The following is a 14,753-nucleotide window of genomic DNA, read 5'->3' on the forward strand; positions in this document are numbered from 1 at the left end:
CGGCCATGTTTCCGCAGCGCCTCGACTCGCCGCTTGCCTACGACATCGCCAAGGCGATGATGGACGGCTTCAACCGGCATTACCAGCTGTTCCGTACCGAGTCGGCGCGCGCCAAACACCGTTTTGAAACCGCCGACTGGCACGGCCAGCAGCGAGCCCAGCGCGAGCGCATCGAGTTCTACGACCTGCGCGTGCGCGAGGCCTCGATGCGGCTGGAGCGCGAGTTCAAGGCCGGCGAGCAGTCCATGGACGTCTGGCACCAGGTCAAGCTGCATTACATCGGGCTGCTGGTCGACCATCACCAGCCCGAACTGGCCGAGACCTTTTTCAACTCGGTCACCACCAAGATCCTGCACCGCAGCTATTTCCAGAACGATTTCATTTTTGTCCGGCCGGCCATCAGCACCGAGTACATCGAAAACACCGAGCCCGCCGCGCGGCCCACCTACCGGGCCTATTACCCCCAGCGCGATACCCTGCACGACCACCTGGTCCGGCTGGTCAACGATTTCGAGTTGCACATCGAATTTGAAGACCTGGCGCGCGACGCCGGCTACGTGGTCGAGGAACTGGGCGGCCGGCTCGGCGACGTCAAGCTGCGCGCCAACTTCCAGATCCAGGTGCTCTCGGGCCTGTTCTTTCGCAACAAGGGCGCCTACATTGTCGGCAAGCTGATCAACGGCTTCAACGAGCTGCCTTTTGCCCTGCCCCTGTTGCACACCAAATCGGGCAAGCTGGCGATTGATGCCGTGCTGATCGGCGAAGACGATCTGCTAATCCTGTTCAGTTTTGCCCGGGCCTACTTCATGGTGGACATGGGCATTCCCTCGGCCTATGTGCAGTTCCTGCGCAGCATGATGCCGCGCATGCCGCGTGCCGAAATCTACAACGCGCTGGGCCTGGCCAAGCAGGGCAAGACGCTGTTCTACCGCGACTTCCTCTACCACCTGCGCCATTCGACCGACAAGTTCCGCATTGCCCCCGGCATCAAGGGCATGGTCATGCTGGTGTTCGACCTGCCGTCCTTTCCCTATGTGTTCAAGGTCATCAAGGACTACTACCCGCCGCAGAAGGACACCACGCGCGAGCAGATCAAGGCCAAGTACCTGCTGGTCAAGCAGCACGACCGCGTCGGCCGCATGGCCGACACGCAGGAGTACAGCGAGGTGGCCTTCCCGCGTGAGCGTTTCGACGACGAGCTGATCACCGAGATCGAGAAATTCGCGCCCAGCCAGCTCGAGATCAGCGACCGCGACGGCGACGGCAACATCGAAGTCATCATCAAGCATGTGTACATCGAGCGGCGCATGATCCCGCTCAACATCTACCTGCAGGAAGCCTTCGACACCGGCGTGGACGAGCCGGCGGCGAAGGCGCAGATCGAACGCGCCGTGGTCGAATACGGCAACGCCATCAAGGACATGGTGGCCGCCAACATCTTCCCGGGTGACATGCTGTTCAAGAACTTCGGCATCACGCGCCACGGCAAGGTCGTGTTCTACGACTACGACGAGATCGAATACCTCACGGACTGCAACTTTCGCAAGGTGCCGACGCCGCGCAACGAGGAGGAAGAGATGAGCGGCGAGGTCTGGTACTCGGTCGGTCCCAGGGACGTGTTCCCCGAGACCTTCGAGCCCTTCCTGCTGGGCAACCCCGCCGTGCGCGAGGTCTTCATGAAGTACCACGCCGACCTGCTTGACGCCGCTTTCTGGCAGGGCCACAAGGAGCGTATTGCCGCCGGCCATGTGCACGACGTGTTTCCCTACGAGCGCGAGCGGCGTTTTGTGCGCAGGCATGCGCCGCAGAAAGCCTGAGGACGGCCATGCGGGACGCCTGGGAATACGCCAGCTTCGTGGTCACCGCGCTGGCCTTGCCGTTTGCGATATTTTTCTTTGCCCTCGAGCAGCGAAAGGAGCGCAACAACGAGGAAGAAGCGGCCTACCAGCTGCTGTCCGACGCCTACAACGACTTTCTGAAAGTCGTGCTGGCCAACCCCGACCTGCACCTGCGCACCAACGAACCATTGGAGAGCCCCACACGCGAGCAGAATGAACGCACCATGATCATCTACGACATGCTGATTTCGCTGTTCGAGCGCGCCTACATCGTCGCCTGGAGCGAGCGCATGAGCGAGGTCGAGGCGCGCCGCTGGAACAGCTGGGACGACTACATGCGCGAGTGGTGCCAGCGCGAGAATTTTTTCAATGCCCTGCCGCTGTTGCTGCGTGGTGAAGACCCCGGCTTTCAGCAATATATCCTGCGTGTCGCTCAGGAGGAGCGCGGCGCAGTCATTCAACTTGCCTAACTTGTTTAACTTGTTCAACTCAGGAGAAAACCATGTCCACGACCACCACTGATTCCATCGTTATCCTCGGCGCCGCCCGCACCCCCATGGGCGGCTTCCAGGGCGACTTTTCCAGCCTCGCCGCGCACGACCTCGGTGGCGCCGCCATCAAGGCCGCCATCGAACGTTCCGGTATCGCCCCCGAAAAAGTCGACGAAGTGCTGTTCGGCAACTGCCTGATGGCCGGCCAGGGCCAGGCGCCGGCGCGCCAGGCCGGCTTCAAGGGCGGCCTGCCCGCCAGCGCGGGCGCAGTCACGCTGTCCAAGATGTGCGGCTCCGGCATGGAAGCCACCCTGCTTGCGCACGACCAGCTGCTGGTCGGCAGCCGCGACGTGATGGTGTCCGGCGGCATGGAAAGCATGACCAACGCACCGCATCTGCTGCTCAAGGGCCGCAGCGGCATCCGCATCGGCCATGACCGCATTTACGACCACATGATGCTCGACGGCCTGGAAGACGCCTACGAACCCGGCCGCGCCATGGGCACCTTCGGCGAGCAGTGCGCCGAGAAGTACCAGTTCACGCGTGAAGCGCAGGACGCGTTTGCCACCACCAGCGTGAACCGCGCCAAGGCCGCCACCGAGTCCGGCGCCTTCAAGGACGAAATCACCCCCGTCACCGTCAAGGGCCGCAGCGGCGACACCGTGATTTCCATCGACGAAGGTCCGGGCAAGGTCAAGCTCGACAAGATCTCCACGCTGCGCCCCGCCTTCAAGAAAGACGGCACCATCACCGCCGCCTCCAGCTCGTCGATCAACGACGGCGCCGCCGCCCTGGTGCTCACGCGCGCATCGACGGCCAAGGAGCTGGGCGCCAAGCCGCTGGCCCGCATCGTCGGCCACGCCACCTTCGCCCAGGCGCCCGAGTGGTTCACCACCGCGCCGGTCGGCGCGGTGCAGAAGCTGCTCAAGAAAACTGGCTGGAGCGTGAAAGACGTGGACCTGTGGGAAATCAACGAGGCTTTTGCCGTCGTACCCATGGCCGCCATGAAGGAACTCGGCATCAGCCACGACATCGTCAACGTCAATGGCGGCGCCTGCGCGCTGGGCCACCCGATTGGTTGCAGCGGCGCGCGCATTATCGTCACGCTGATGTATGCACTCAAGGCCCGCGGCCTCAAGAAGGGTGTTGCCACGCTGTGTATCGGCGGCGGTGAAGGCACGGCCATCGCGATTGAACTGCTATAAATTGTATAGCTGATGGCGTACATCAATCAAGGGTTAGAGGCCGATTTGATGCATGAAGGCATGACGTGAGCACGGTGCTCGTCATCGGCGCCTCGCGCGGCATCGGGCTGGAGTTTGTGCGCCAGTACCTGGCCGACGGCGCCAAGGTGATTGCCACGGCCCGCGACGACGCGGGGCTGCAGCGCCTGAAAGCGCTGGGCGCCAAAGCCCTGCGCGTCGATGTGGCCGAGCCGGCCAGCATCAGTAGCCTGGCCTGGATGCTGGACGGCGAGGAGATCGACCTCGCGCTCTACGTGGCAGGTGTTTTCCCCCAGGGTGACGCGCTGACACCGCCCACGCGCGAGGTCTTCGACCAGGCCATGCGCACCAATGTGCTGGGGGCGATGCAGGCCATTCCGCAGGTGACGCCCATGGTCGAAGCGGCAAGGTCGGGGGGTGGAGGCCGTGGCTGCTTTGTTTTCATCAGCAGCGCGATGGCGCAAATCGGTGGCGTTGAAAACAGCCACGGCTGGGTTTACCGCGCCAGCAAGGCCGCCCTGAACATGGCGGTCGCCTCGGCGCAGCACGACTACCCCGGCGCCATCCTGGTCGCCATGTCGCCTGGCTGGGTTCAGACCGACATGGGCGGCGCGGGCGCCCCGCTGACGGTGGCGCAAAGCGTGGCCAGCATGCGGCAGACGATCTCGGGCCTGCGCCCTCAACACAAAGGCGCGTTCCTCGACCACGACGGTTCGCGTTTTGCTACCTGGTAAACAGCCATGATTTTGACGCAGGACCAGCAGATGATCCGCGACGCGGTGCGCGACTTTGCGCAGACCGAGCTCTGGCCCCACGCCGCGAAGTGGGATAAAGAGCACCACTTTCCGGTCGAGGCGCACAAAGGCCTGGCGGCGCTGGGTGCCTACGGCATCTGCGTGCCCGAGGAGTTGGGCGGCGCCAACCTCGACTACCTGACGCTCGCGCTGGTGATCGAGGAAATCGCCGCCGGCGACGGCGGCACCAGCACGGCCATCAGTGTGACCAACTGCCCGGTCAACGCCATCCTTCTGCGTTACGGCAATGCTGCGCAGAAAAAGCAGTGGCTGACGCCGCTGGCGCAGGGCCAGATGCTGGGCGTGTTCTGCCTGACCGAGCCGCATGTGGGCAGCGACGCCTCCTCGCTGCGCACCACCGCGGTGAAAGAGGGTGACGAGTACGTGATCAACGGCGTCAAGCAGTTCATCACCAGCGGCAAGAACGGCCACGCGGCCGTGGTGATTGCGGTCACCGACAAGGGCGCCGGCAAAAAAGGCATGAGCGCCTTCATGGTGCCCACCAGCGCGCCCGGTTACGTCGTTGCGCGGCTGGAGGACAAGCTGGGCCAGAACTCCAGCGACACGGCGCAGATCAACTTCGACAACTGCCGCATCCCGGCGGAGAACCTGATCGGCGCCGAGGGTGAAGGCTACAAGATTGCGCTGGGCGCGCTCGAAGGCGGGCGCATCGGCATCGCCGCGCAAAGCGTGGGCATGGCGCGCAGCGCGTTTGAATTTGCCGTGCAGTACGCCAAGGAGCGCCAGAGCTTCGGCACCGCCATCTTCAACCACCAGGCGGTCGGTTTCCGCCTGGCCGACTGCGCCACCAAACTGGAAGCCGCACGCCAGCTGATCTCGCACGCCGCAAGCCTGCGCGACGCCGGCCTGCCCTGCCTGAAGGAAGCGGCCATGGCCAAACTCTTCGCCAGCGAAATGGCCGAACAGGTTTGCAGCGCCGCCATCCAGACCCTGGGCGGCTACGGTTATGTCAGCGACTTTCCGGTGGAACGCATTTACCGCGACGTGCGTGTCTGCCAGATCTACGAAGGCACTTCCGACGTGCAGAAAATCATCATTCAACGCAGTTTGTAGGCACACCCCCGTTGAGGCTCACTGCGTGTAGCCTCCTCCCCCCTTGCGGGGGGCGGCGCCTGCGGTCCGGCAAAGCCGGTCCCGCGGCCCCTGCTTGAATCGAGCCCCGGGCGCCGTAAACTTGACCGCCCGTCCGCCATCCACAATCGGAGACAAAACCCCATGCCCATCACCAAAGGATTCCGCGCCCTCGTCGATGAGGCCATGGCGCAGGTCACCACGTATTCTGTCGCCGAAGCCCAGGCCAGACTCGCCGACCCGAAGGTGCAGATCGTTGACATCCGCGACGTGCGCGAGCTCGAGCGTGAAGGCACCGTGCCCGGTGCCCTGCTGGCGCCGCGCGGCATGCTGGAGTTCTGGGTCGATCCGGCCTCGCCTTATTTCAAGCCGGTGTTCGGCGACGAGAGCAAGCAGTTCATCCTGTTCTGCGGCGCCGGCTGGCGCAGCGCGCTGGCCACCAAGACCTTGCAGGACATGGGCATGACCAACGTGGCCCACATCGACGGCGGCTTTGCCGAGTGGAAAAAGCAGGGCGCACCGATGGAAACCCTGGAAGCGCATAAGCAGGCCCACGCGGCGCGCCAGCCTGCCAAAGGGTGACGGTGGCTGCCTGCCCCTGCGGCCGGGCCGATGCGCGCGGCCGGCCGCTGGCCTACGCCGCCTGCTGCGCCCGCTACCTCGACCACGACACGCCGGCGCCCGATGCCGAGGCGCTGATGCGCTCGCGCTACACCGCCTTCGTGCTCGAACGCGCCGACCACCTGCTCGCCACCTGGCATACCAGCCACCGCCCGCCCACCATTGAGTTCGACCCCGGCGTGAAGTGGCTGGGGCTGGACGTGCGCCAGCACCGGCTTCTGGACGGCAGCCACGCCGAAGTTGAATTTGTCGCCCGCCAGAAAAGCCCGGGCAGCCCCGCCGTGCGCCTGCACGAGCGCAGCCGCTTTGTGCGCGACGCCGGCCGTTGGTACTATGTGGACGGCGACCAGCTGTAGCGCTGGGGCGTCCGGCCTGGCCCGGCGGTCTGTCCAGCTCTCTCGCACCCCGTTCCCGCTTCCGCCGTTCGCCCTGAGCCTGGCCAAGGGTTGCCATGCGTCGCCAGGTTCCAGCCCGGCGCAGCCTGCACGGCGGCATACCGGCCGCCCCGAAAAGCATGAGTGAAAATGGCCTCCAGCCCTTTGCCCGCCTGCGCCGCCAGCTATCAAATAAATAGCAATTCTGAAAAGAGGCCACCTTTGTTGAAATTCGAAGCCGTGTTGTTTGACTGTGACGGCGTGCTGGTTGACAGCGAACCCATCACCAACGGCGTGTTGCGCGACATGCTGGAAGAACTGGGGTGGAAGCTCAGTCCGCAGGAGTGCATGCGCATCTTCCTTGGCAAGGCCGTGAAGGACGAAGCGGGCCTGATTGAAGCCCACACCGGCCAGCCGCTGACCGAAGACTGGATGGTGCGTTTTCGCGAGCGGCGCAACCTCGGGCTGATGCACGGGGTCAAACCGATCCGCAGCGCCGTGGAGGCGGCCGCGCAGATTCACGAGCTGTACCAGGGCCGCATCGCCTGCGCGTCCGGTGCAGACCGTTTCAAGGTGGAGCTGCAGCTGGAAAAATGCGGGCTCATGCCCTTTTTCAAGGGCCGCATCTTCAGCGGCCACGAACTGCCGCGCTCCAAACCCGCGCCTGATGTTTACCTCGCGGCCGCCGCGGCGCTGGGTGTGGACCCGAAACGCTGCGCCGTGGTGGAAGACACCGTGACCGGCGTCACCGCCGGTGTGGCCGCCGGTGCCACCGTGTTTGGCTACAGCCCGCCCGAAGCCGGGCATGACGCGCCGGACGCCTTGATCAGGGCCGGCGCCCTCCAGTGTTTTGCCGACATGAGCGGTCTGCCGGCATTGCTGGGCTCGCCCTGAAGTGCAGGCCAACGCGATAAGATGACGGATCACCAGACTGCCCCATGCGCGCGCCCTCCCTTCCCCCCAACGAAGCTGATCGGCTCGCCGACCTTCACGACTTTGGCGTGCTGGACACACCCTCAGAGAAGCTGTTCAACGAATTTGCCGAGCTGGCTGCGGCCATCTGCGGTACCCAGTACGCGGCCGTCACGCTGATCGACCGTGACCGGCAGTGGTTCAAGGCCGAGTACGGCCTGGCCGTCGGCCAGACCACCCGCGATGAAAGTGTCTGCGGCCACGCCATCCTTGAGCACGAGGTGTTCGAGGTGCCCGACACCGAGCGCGACGAGCGCTTTGCGAACAACCCCGTGCTCACCAACGCCGGCATCCGCTTTTACTGCGGCAGCCAGCTGCGCAGCGGCCGGGGCCACGCCATCGGCATGTTGTGTGTACTCGATTCCGAACCCCGGCAACTCAGCCTGGCTCAGCGGCATTCATTGAACCAGCTCGCCGATGTGATGATGGCCGTGCTCGAAGCCGGGCGGCAAAGCCGCATGCTCAACTGGTTTGGCGCGCTGGTGGACACGGTGTCCGACGAAATCCTGGTCACCGACCCGCAGTCCCTGCGCTACCTCTACGCCAACCCCAGCGCGGTCCGCAGCCTGGGCTACTCGCTGGAGCAGTTGCGCGGCATGACGCCGATGGACGTGATGGAGGGCCAGAACCACGCAACCTTCAACGCCTATGTGCGGCAGCTGCAGGAAGGCGCGCCGCAAGTCGTGTTTGAAGGGGTGCGACAGCGCAGCGACGGCGGCAGTTATCCGGTGGAGGCACGTTGGCAACTGGTGTCCAGCTTCGGCCGGCCGGTCATTCTTTCCATCGTCACGGACATCACGCAGCGCAAGGAAATGGAGCGCATGAAAAGCGAGTTCATCTCGGTGGTCAGCCATGAACTGCGCACGCCGCTCACCTCCATCCACGGTGCCGTCAAGCTCCTCGACAGCGGCATCGCCGGTTCGCTGCCGGAAGGCGCTGCGCGGCTGGTGAAACTGGCCGCACGCAACTCCGAGCGCCTGCGCACCATCGTGGACGACATCCTGGACATGGAAAAGATGGCTTCCGGGCAGATGGTGTTCCAGATCGAGTCCCTGCATGCCGCGCCCCTGCTCGAGCGCGCCGCGCAGGCCTTTGAAGCCGTGGCCGGCACCGCCGGCGTGCAACTGGCCGTCTCGGGCGGCGCCGGCCTGCACCTGCGCGCCGACGCCCAGCGCCTGCAACAGGTGTTGGCCAACCTGATTTCAAACGCGCTCAAGTTCGCACCCCGGGGCAGCCAGGTGCGGGTGGAGGCGTCGCAGGCCGGCCCCGGCACCGGTGTGCGCCTGCAGGTCACAGACCAGGGCCCCGGCATTCCCGACGAGTTTCGTGCGCGCATCTTCCAGCGCTTTGCCCAGGCCCAGATGACGGCCAGCCGGCAAAAAAGCGGGTCGGGCCTGGGCCTGTCGATTGCCAAGGAGATGATCGAGCGCATGGGTGGCAGCATCGGTTACGCGTCCGTGCCCGGGTGCACCGTGTTTCACGTGACCTTGCCGTCTGCTGTTGCGTAGGCGCGCATAGCGAGGCTTGTCGGCGGTGAGGGCTTCAGGGCGGGTCAAGGCGACTGCGGGCCAAAGTTGTGCATCAAATTGGCCTTCAGCCCTTGTGCGGCGTGCGCTAGCCGCTATCAAACTTGTAGTAAATACACCTGCCGCCTTCACCGGCAGGGCGGCGCTCAGCCGGTGAGGATGGGGCGCAGCGTGTCCACCTCACTGGCCATGAACGCGAAGAAGGCCGACACCCGCGGCGTGCGCCGCAGCGGGCGCGTGGTCAGCAGGCGCCAGATGCGCGTCAGCTCGGGCACCGGGCCCAGCACCCGCACCAGGTCGGGCTCGGCATCGCCCAGCGCCGTCGGCAGTGCGGCCAGACCCACATTCGCCTTCGCCAGTTGCACCAGGCCCAGCACGCTGCCGCTGGTGGCCACGATGCGTGCGCCGGGCGCCACCTGGCGCAGCCACTGCGTCGCGCGGTGCTTGCCCATGCTTTCGTCAAAACCTGCCCAGGCGTTCTGCGCCAGGTCTTCCGTGCGCGCCGGGCTGCCCTGGCGTGCCAGGTAGTCGCGGCCCCCGTACACCGCCCACAGCGAATCGGCCACCTTGCGGCCGATGAGCTGGTTGTCCACGGTGTCGCCCGAGCGCAGCGCCACATCGGCTTCGCCCTGGCCCAGGTCCACGTAATGGTCGCTCACGACAAACTCCACGCGCAGGCCGGGGTGCCGCGTCTGCAGACGCTCCAGCAAGGGGGATCGGGTGATGCGTGCCACCAGCGGCTCCGGGCAGGTCAGCCGGATGACGCCGTTCAGTTCGCGCGCGGAAGACTGCACGACGTTCTGCAGGGCCAGCATCTGCTGCTCGACGAGCTGCGCATGCGGCAGCAGCTGTTGGCCGTAAGCGGTCAGCCGGTAGCCGCTGGGGTGGCGCTCGACCAGGGGCTGGCCGATGCGTTGTTCAAGCCGGGTGATGCGCCGCTGCACGGTGGACTGGTCGATGTTCAGCGCGCGCCCCGCTGCGGTGGTGCTGCCATGGCGCGCCACCGCCAGGAAATGCTTGAGGTCATCCCAATCGAACATGTGAGCTCCGCGTCGGTGCGGCCCCATTATGCAGTTCTGCGGCTGGCGCCCAGCGAGGGCGCTGCCTAAACTGGCCGCATCTTTCCTCTCATGAAAGGCCTTGCCATGAACCCCCGCCATGAACCCAAACGCCTCGCCCGCCGCGCCGGCCTGACCTTGCTGCTGGGCGCCGCCTGCTGCGTGCCGGCAGCCCACGCCCAGGCGCCCGGCCTGGCCGCGCCCCAGCTGGTGCTGAGAGAACACGTGCTGCAGATGCCCAGGGGCGACACGCAGGAAGTCAGGGTGATGACCGCCGCGTTCAAGCCCGGCGACAGGACGGTATTCCACACCCACCGCTCCCCGGTGACGGTGTACGTGCTCGAAGGCCAGTTCACGCTGGACCTGGAGGGCAGGGCACCGGTGGTCCTCAGCGCCGGCCAGGCCTTCGTCGAACCGCCCAACGTGAAAATGACCGGCTACAACAAAAGCGCCACCGATCCGCTGCGGGTGGTCATCTTCTACGTGAGCGACCCCAACACGCCGTTTCTGGACGCAGCCCACTGACAGGCCGTAGCCGCCGCGCGCACTGTGAGAGCTGGCGGCGGTGAGGGGATTCGACGCAGAGTGAAGGGGGCTGCGGGCGAAACTTGTGCATCAAATCGGCCTCCAGCCATTGTGAGGCAAGCGCAAGCAGCTATGAAAAAAATAGCAAAACGGCGGGCTGGTCCAATCGCCGAGGCCTTGGCCGGCCGAAGCGCAAGCCAGCCCTTCCGCAGAAAAGCCTTCCTGCGGGAGTTTATTTGACAGCCTGGGGCAAGATGTCGAAAGTCGGGCCAGCCGTTCGTCGTGCAGGTGTGACCCTCAACCACCGACCCAAGGACATCTCCATGCAATACCTCTGCCTTGCTTATTACGACCCCGAAAAAATGGCCGCCATGGCGCCCGCCGACATGCAGGCGCTGGCCGCGCAGTTGCCGGCCAAAGACGCCGCGCTCGCGCAAACCGGTTGCCTGGTCTGGAGCGCCTCGCTCGAAGGGCCCCAGGCCACCTTCGCGCTGCGCCCGCGCGGCGGCAAGCCGGCCGTGACCGACGGGCCTTATGCCGAAGCCAAGGAGCTGGTGGGCGGCGTCATCCTGATTGAAGCGCCCAACAAGGAAGAAGCCATACGCATCGCCTCGCTGCATCCCGCCGCCACGCTGGGTGAAGGGATAGGCTGGGGCATCGAGGTGCACCCGATCGGGGTGTGTTCGGTGAAGATGAAAAAGTAGCAGCGAAGGGTGCCGCTGTTACTGCGGCACCAGTCCCGCGGCTTTCACCAGGTCCGCATGGATGCGGATCTCTTCCGAGATCACCTGCGCCAGCGGCTTGACTTCATCGGCCGCCGGCTCCATGCCGATCTCGATCAACTTCGTTTTGGCGTCGCCGCGCAGAAAGGCTTTTGCCGATTTGCTGATCTTGTCCAGCACCGGCTGCGGCGTTTTGGCTGGTGCTAGCAGGCCTATCCACGCCGACAGCACCACGTTGTTCACGCCGCCTTCGCGCAGGGTCGGAATGTCCGGCGCAGAAATGGCGCGTTTCTCGCTCAGCACACCCACGGCAAACAACTTGCCCGACTTGATGTGCGGCAGCGCTTCCGGCAACGGGGCAAACGCCATGTCCACCTGGCCGCCGATCAGGTCGGTGATCGCCGCCGCGCCGCCCTTGTACGGAATGTGCAGCAGCTTGACGCCGGCCCGGCTTTCGAACATCAGGCCCGCCAGGTGCTGCGGGCTGCCGTCGCCCGAGGACGCATAGGTTAGCTTGCCGGGGCTGGCCTTGGCCGCCGCCAGGATGCCGGCCGGTGTGCCGTATTTGGCCTTGTCGCTCACCACCAGCACCATGGCCTGGTTCACCAGCTTGGTTACCGCCACAAAGGCGGTTTCGGGGTTGTAGGGCAGGGTCTTGAAAATGCTCTTGTTCGTCGTGAGAAAGGAGGCCGGCGACACCATGATCGTGTAGCCGTCCGGCGCCGCCTTGGCCACCACCGGGACACCAATCTGGCCCGAGCCACCGGCCCGGTTGTCGACCACAAAAGGCTGGCCCAGGTCAGTCGCCATTTGCTGGCTGAGCTGCCGCGCCACCATGTCCACGCTGCCGCCGGCAGGCAGCGCGACGATGACTTTGACGGGGCGGTTGGGGTAGGTGTCCTGCGCCATCGAAGGCAGGGTGAGGGTCAAACTGGAGGCGGCGCAAAACGCCAGGCAGGAAGTGCGAAGGATGGACATGGTTCGCTTTCAGAGTGGAGGTGGTCATGGCAGGACAGGCATCCGCGCCGAGAACTTGTCTGGCCGCATGCAAAAAAGCAGCAATTTGCGTGCCGCCTAGCGGCCTGGCATCGCAAGACAGCCTCGACCTGCGCATGGCATCCGGCCCGCGCTGCGACCCGGACCCTTGCATGTAATCCCGGCCCCCTATGTGATTCAGGATCTGATCCGGGATCCATGTTGATGACGTTGGAGCACTCAACGCGCCCGCTCACAGGGAAAAATCGGACGAAGCTAGGAAGGCGCGTTTGCGACGCTGATCTGCATATTTGTTCAGCGACTAGGTCAATCTGGAGCTGTTTTCCCCGCCATGATCTGCCTCAGCATCTCCACGTCAAAGACCTTGCGCACAAACGACCCTTTGTCTAGCCTACCCATCGCCTCCAAGTACCCAATTAGCGCGCCGTACCGTAGCTGATAGAACTCGACCATCGACGCGCTTCCCCCTGCTTCTTGATATTTTTCCAGCGCCCAACTTAGCGAATGCAACTCAAGTCCGACTGCATTTACGCTCAAGTGGATGTCCTGCATCACCTCGTTCAGTCCTTCAAATACGCGTCTGTGTTCGCGATTCTCATCCGTCTTGGCGTACTCATTGCCTAGCGCCGCAATGTGATTGAAAAGAGTCAAGGGCGCCACGTCATCACGCACCCTTTCCTTGGCCGCGTAGTACGTTGGAACAGTGCTCAACATTTGATCGAGTTGCGCAGAAATGCTTGCCATGGCGCGTTGCATCTCTTGCACTTCTGCTTGCTGCTTTGCGATTTCCAGTTGCTTCATCTGTAGCAGGATCGTGATGAAGATTCCAACAAACGCTAGCAGCCCAACGAACGGCCCCATAAGGCCGCCGTAGAAGGTACCAAAGTGCGCCCAAGTTTCTTGGTCTGCGGAAAACTCAAACCATTTCCACTCCCCAAACTTGACGTAGTAACCGCCCAAAATGAACCAGTTGGTCAGTACCGTTATGACCAGCAGCTTTATCAACAACTTGTTGATGACCGTCTTAAAGGTGCCGTCCATTCTTGTTCCCCATTGTTTTATTCTTACAGCTGAATGTACATCCTGGTCCAGCTGGTCTATTACGTTTTGCTAGTTCGTCAATCGACAAGATTGGCAGCACGCGGATTCTCAGCGCGTGGGGAAACTCCACGAAGAGTTGTACCCAGACCAAATCTGAGGCTGCCTTGGCCGCTCCTTCTGGTGGTCGGGGTGGCCTTTAGACCCACAGCAATGGCAGCCTCAAGGCCTGAAAACCCCCTGCACCGTCTCCCAGGCCACCGTCTGCAGATGTTTGGCAATCGCAGGATCCCGAGCCGATCGAGTTTTTATTTCACGACTGGGACTCTACAAAAACGATTTACTGGGCTTTTCGGAGGAGAACGGTGGCGTTTAGTTGGGAGCCGGCAAACGCTGCAACAGGCTTGCCATCCTCTCTCACAGTGATGGTAATTCTGGATTCCGCAGAAAGGGGTGAAGAGAGAGTATTTCCCTCGATGGCCATGTTGAGTCGCCTGCCTCTGTGAGGTTTTTTTCGTCCCTTTGCAATCATCAACACACGTGCTTCCTGCGGCGAAACGAATTCCTCGAACGCGAACAGAATTTCGCCAAGCGCAAAAATGTTTACGGACCACCAGCCCGTCAGTGTCGCAGGCAGCTGACCCAGCGATGGCGAAGGCGCCTTGATTGAAAATCCTTCCGGAAGCTCCACATCGTCAAGTACAAGCTTCACAGTTTGTGGCGCAATGTTCTCTGGTCCGAGGGCTGCCTGCGCCAGTGTTCGGCCATGGTGAAGTTCAAAAAGCCTGTCACCTTCGGCTTCCAGAGTCATCATGAGGTCTGGGCTCTCCTTGACTTTGGCTTGGGTATCTGCGGTGCTATTTCCGCAACGTTCAAGCCATGCACTCTTTGCGCCAGAGAGATCGATGTTGGCCCCCGCGGCCTCAAGCGCGCGGCGAGTGCGTACGTACGGCTTTTGATCAACAGGAAACTTGTAATAGCGTTGAACTTCAAAGACGGGAATCCAGGAGAAAGGGTCACCAAGTATTTGCGGTCGGCAAGCCCAAAACGTCTGGCGCAAAGCAAAGTTGGCAAACATCCAGGAAGTCGTGTTTTTTTGTCCGACTTCATTGATGGTCGCCCTGACTTTCTCCGATTCAAGCAACGCGATGACCAGATCCGCGAAGCCGCGTGCAGACGCCAGCATCAACGGCGTCACGCCATCCGCATTCTTTTTCGTCAAGGCATCATCCGACGGATTTTTCGCAACGAGTTGACGAAGCTCTTCCGCTGATTCAGCCTCGGCGGACCGGTATTCCGCTTGGGTGGCTGTTTGCTTGCTGATCCACAGAATTTTCTTATGTAGATCTTCGATGATCCGCACAGCATCGTCGCCAGTTGTCTGGGCGCCCGCCGTGAACGGAGTCATCAGGGTGAACGCAAGTGCAACAGTTGGCCCAAGGCAGCGCATCATGGCAGTCTCAGTCTTGTGGATTAAAGCGAC

15 protein-coding genes are annotated in these 14,753 nt (G+C 63.2%); 11 read left to right on the forward strand and 4 right to left on the reverse strand.

The window, feature by feature from the left end:
* Positions 1-5 precede the first annotated feature (5 nt).
* The 9 genes from aceK to AAG813_RS02925 all read left to right on the forward strand — a co-directional run bounded on the left by aceK (position 6) and on the right by AAG813_RS02925 (position 8,913).
* Positions 6-1,817, forward strand: a complete 1,812-nt coding sequence (gene aceK, locus AAG813_RS02885; RefSeq protein WP_341911654.1) for a bifunctional isocitrate dehydrogenase kinase/phosphatase — start codon at positions 6-8, stop codon at positions 1,815-1,817.
* An 8-nt stretch (positions 1,818-1,825) separates the two neighbouring features.
* Positions 1,826-2,308, forward strand: a complete 483-nt coding sequence (locus AAG813_RS02890) for a hypothetical protein (protein WP_341911656.1) — start codon at positions 1,826-1,828, stop codon at positions 2,306-2,308.
* Positions 2,309-2,340: 32 nt separating this feature from the next.
* The gene (locus tag AAG813_RS02895; protein ID WP_341911659.1) at positions 2,341-3,534 is read left to right on the forward strand and encodes an acetyl-CoA C-acyltransferase; all 1,194 of its coding nucleotides are present in this window, start codon (positions 2,341-2,343) and stop codon (positions 3,532-3,534) included.
* 65 nt (positions 3,535-3,599) lie between these two features.
* Positions 3,600-4,286, forward strand: coding sequence for an SDR family oxidoreductase (locus AAG813_RS02900; protein WP_341911661.1), 687 nt, complete (start codon positions 3,600-3,602; stop codon positions 4,284-4,286).
* A 6-nt stretch (positions 4,287-4,292) separates the two neighbouring features.
* Positions 4,293-5,420: an acyl-CoA dehydrogenase family protein gene (locus tag AAG813_RS02905; protein WP_341911663.1), complete on the forward strand. Its 1,128-nt coding sequence runs from the start codon at positions 4,293-4,295 to the stop codon at positions 5,418-5,420.
* Positions 5,421-5,582: 162 nt separating this feature from the next.
* On the forward strand, positions 5,583-6,020 hold the full coding sequence (locus tag AAG813_RS02910) for a rhodanese-like domain-containing protein (protein WP_341911665.1): 438 nt from the start codon (positions 5,583-5,585) through the stop codon (positions 6,018-6,020).
* 2 nt (positions 6,021-6,022) lie between these two features.
* Entirely contained in the window at positions 6,023-6,415 is a 393-nt protein-coding gene (locus AAG813_RS02915) for a YchJ family metal-binding protein (protein WP_341911667.1), read from the forward strand.
* 243 nt (positions 6,416-6,658) lie between these two features.
* Positions 6,659-7,327, forward strand: a complete 669-nt coding sequence (locus AAG813_RS02920; RefSeq protein WP_341912131.1) for an HAD family phosphatase — start codon at positions 6,659-6,661, stop codon at positions 7,325-7,327.
* A 44-nt stretch (positions 7,328-7,371) separates the two neighbouring features.
* A complete protein-coding gene (locus AAG813_RS02925; protein WP_341911668.1) occupies positions 7,372-8,913 on the forward strand; it encodes an ATP-binding protein in 1,542 nt (513 codons plus the stop codon).
* Positions 8,914-9,077: 164 nt separating this feature from the next.
* Here AAG813_RS02925 and AAG813_RS02930 read toward each other — a convergent pair whose 3' ends face one another.
* Entirely contained in the window at positions 9,078-9,971 is an 894-nt protein-coding gene (locus tag AAG813_RS02930; protein ID WP_341911670.1) for a LysR family transcriptional regulator, read from the reverse strand.
* 105 nt (positions 9,972-10,076) lie between these two features.
* Between AAG813_RS02930 and AAG813_RS02935 the strand changes: the two genes are divergently transcribed.
* Together AAG813_RS02935 and AAG813_RS02940 are read left to right on the forward strand one after the other, a co-directional pair.
* Positions 10,077-10,514: a cupin domain-containing protein gene (locus AAG813_RS02935; protein WP_341911672.1), complete on the forward strand. Its 438-nt coding sequence runs from the start codon at positions 10,077-10,079 to the stop codon at positions 10,512-10,514.
* A 323-nt stretch (positions 10,515-10,837) separates the two neighbouring features.
* Positions 10,838-11,218 (forward strand): YciI family protein, encoded by a 381-nt coding sequence (locus AAG813_RS02940; protein ID WP_341911674.1) that lies wholly within the window; start codon positions 10,838-10,840, stop codon positions 11,216-11,218.
* 18 nt (positions 11,219-11,236) lie between these two features.
* On the opposite strand, the gene AAG813_RS02945 is transcribed toward AAG813_RS02940, so the two are convergent.
* The 3 genes from AAG813_RS02945 to AAG813_RS02955 all read right to left on the reverse strand — a co-directional run bounded on the left by AAG813_RS02945 (position 11,237) and on the right by AAG813_RS02955 (position 14,723).
* Positions 11,237-12,214, reverse strand: a complete 978-nt coding sequence (locus tag AAG813_RS02945; RefSeq protein WP_341911677.1) for a tripartite tricarboxylate transporter substrate-binding protein — start codon at positions 12,212-12,214, stop codon at positions 11,237-11,239.
* 324 nt (positions 12,215-12,538) lie between these two features.
* On the reverse strand, positions 12,539-13,273 hold the full coding sequence (locus AAG813_RS02950) for a hypothetical protein (RefSeq protein WP_341911678.1): 735 nt from the start codon (positions 13,271-13,273) through the stop codon (positions 12,539-12,541).
* A 337-nt stretch (positions 13,274-13,610) separates the two neighbouring features.
* On the reverse strand, positions 13,611-14,723 hold the full coding sequence (locus AAG813_RS02955) for an ankyrin repeat domain-containing protein (protein ID WP_341911681.1): 1,113 nt from the start codon (positions 14,721-14,723) through the stop codon (positions 13,611-13,613).
* Between the last annotated feature and the right edge of the window lie 30 nt (positions 14,724-14,753).

The sequence above is a fragment of the Polaromonas sp. YR568 genome, from assembly GCF_943371715.1.
Taxonomy (GTDB): domain Bacteria; phylum Pseudomonadota; class Gammaproteobacteria; order Burkholderiales; family Burkholderiaceae_C; genus Polaromonas.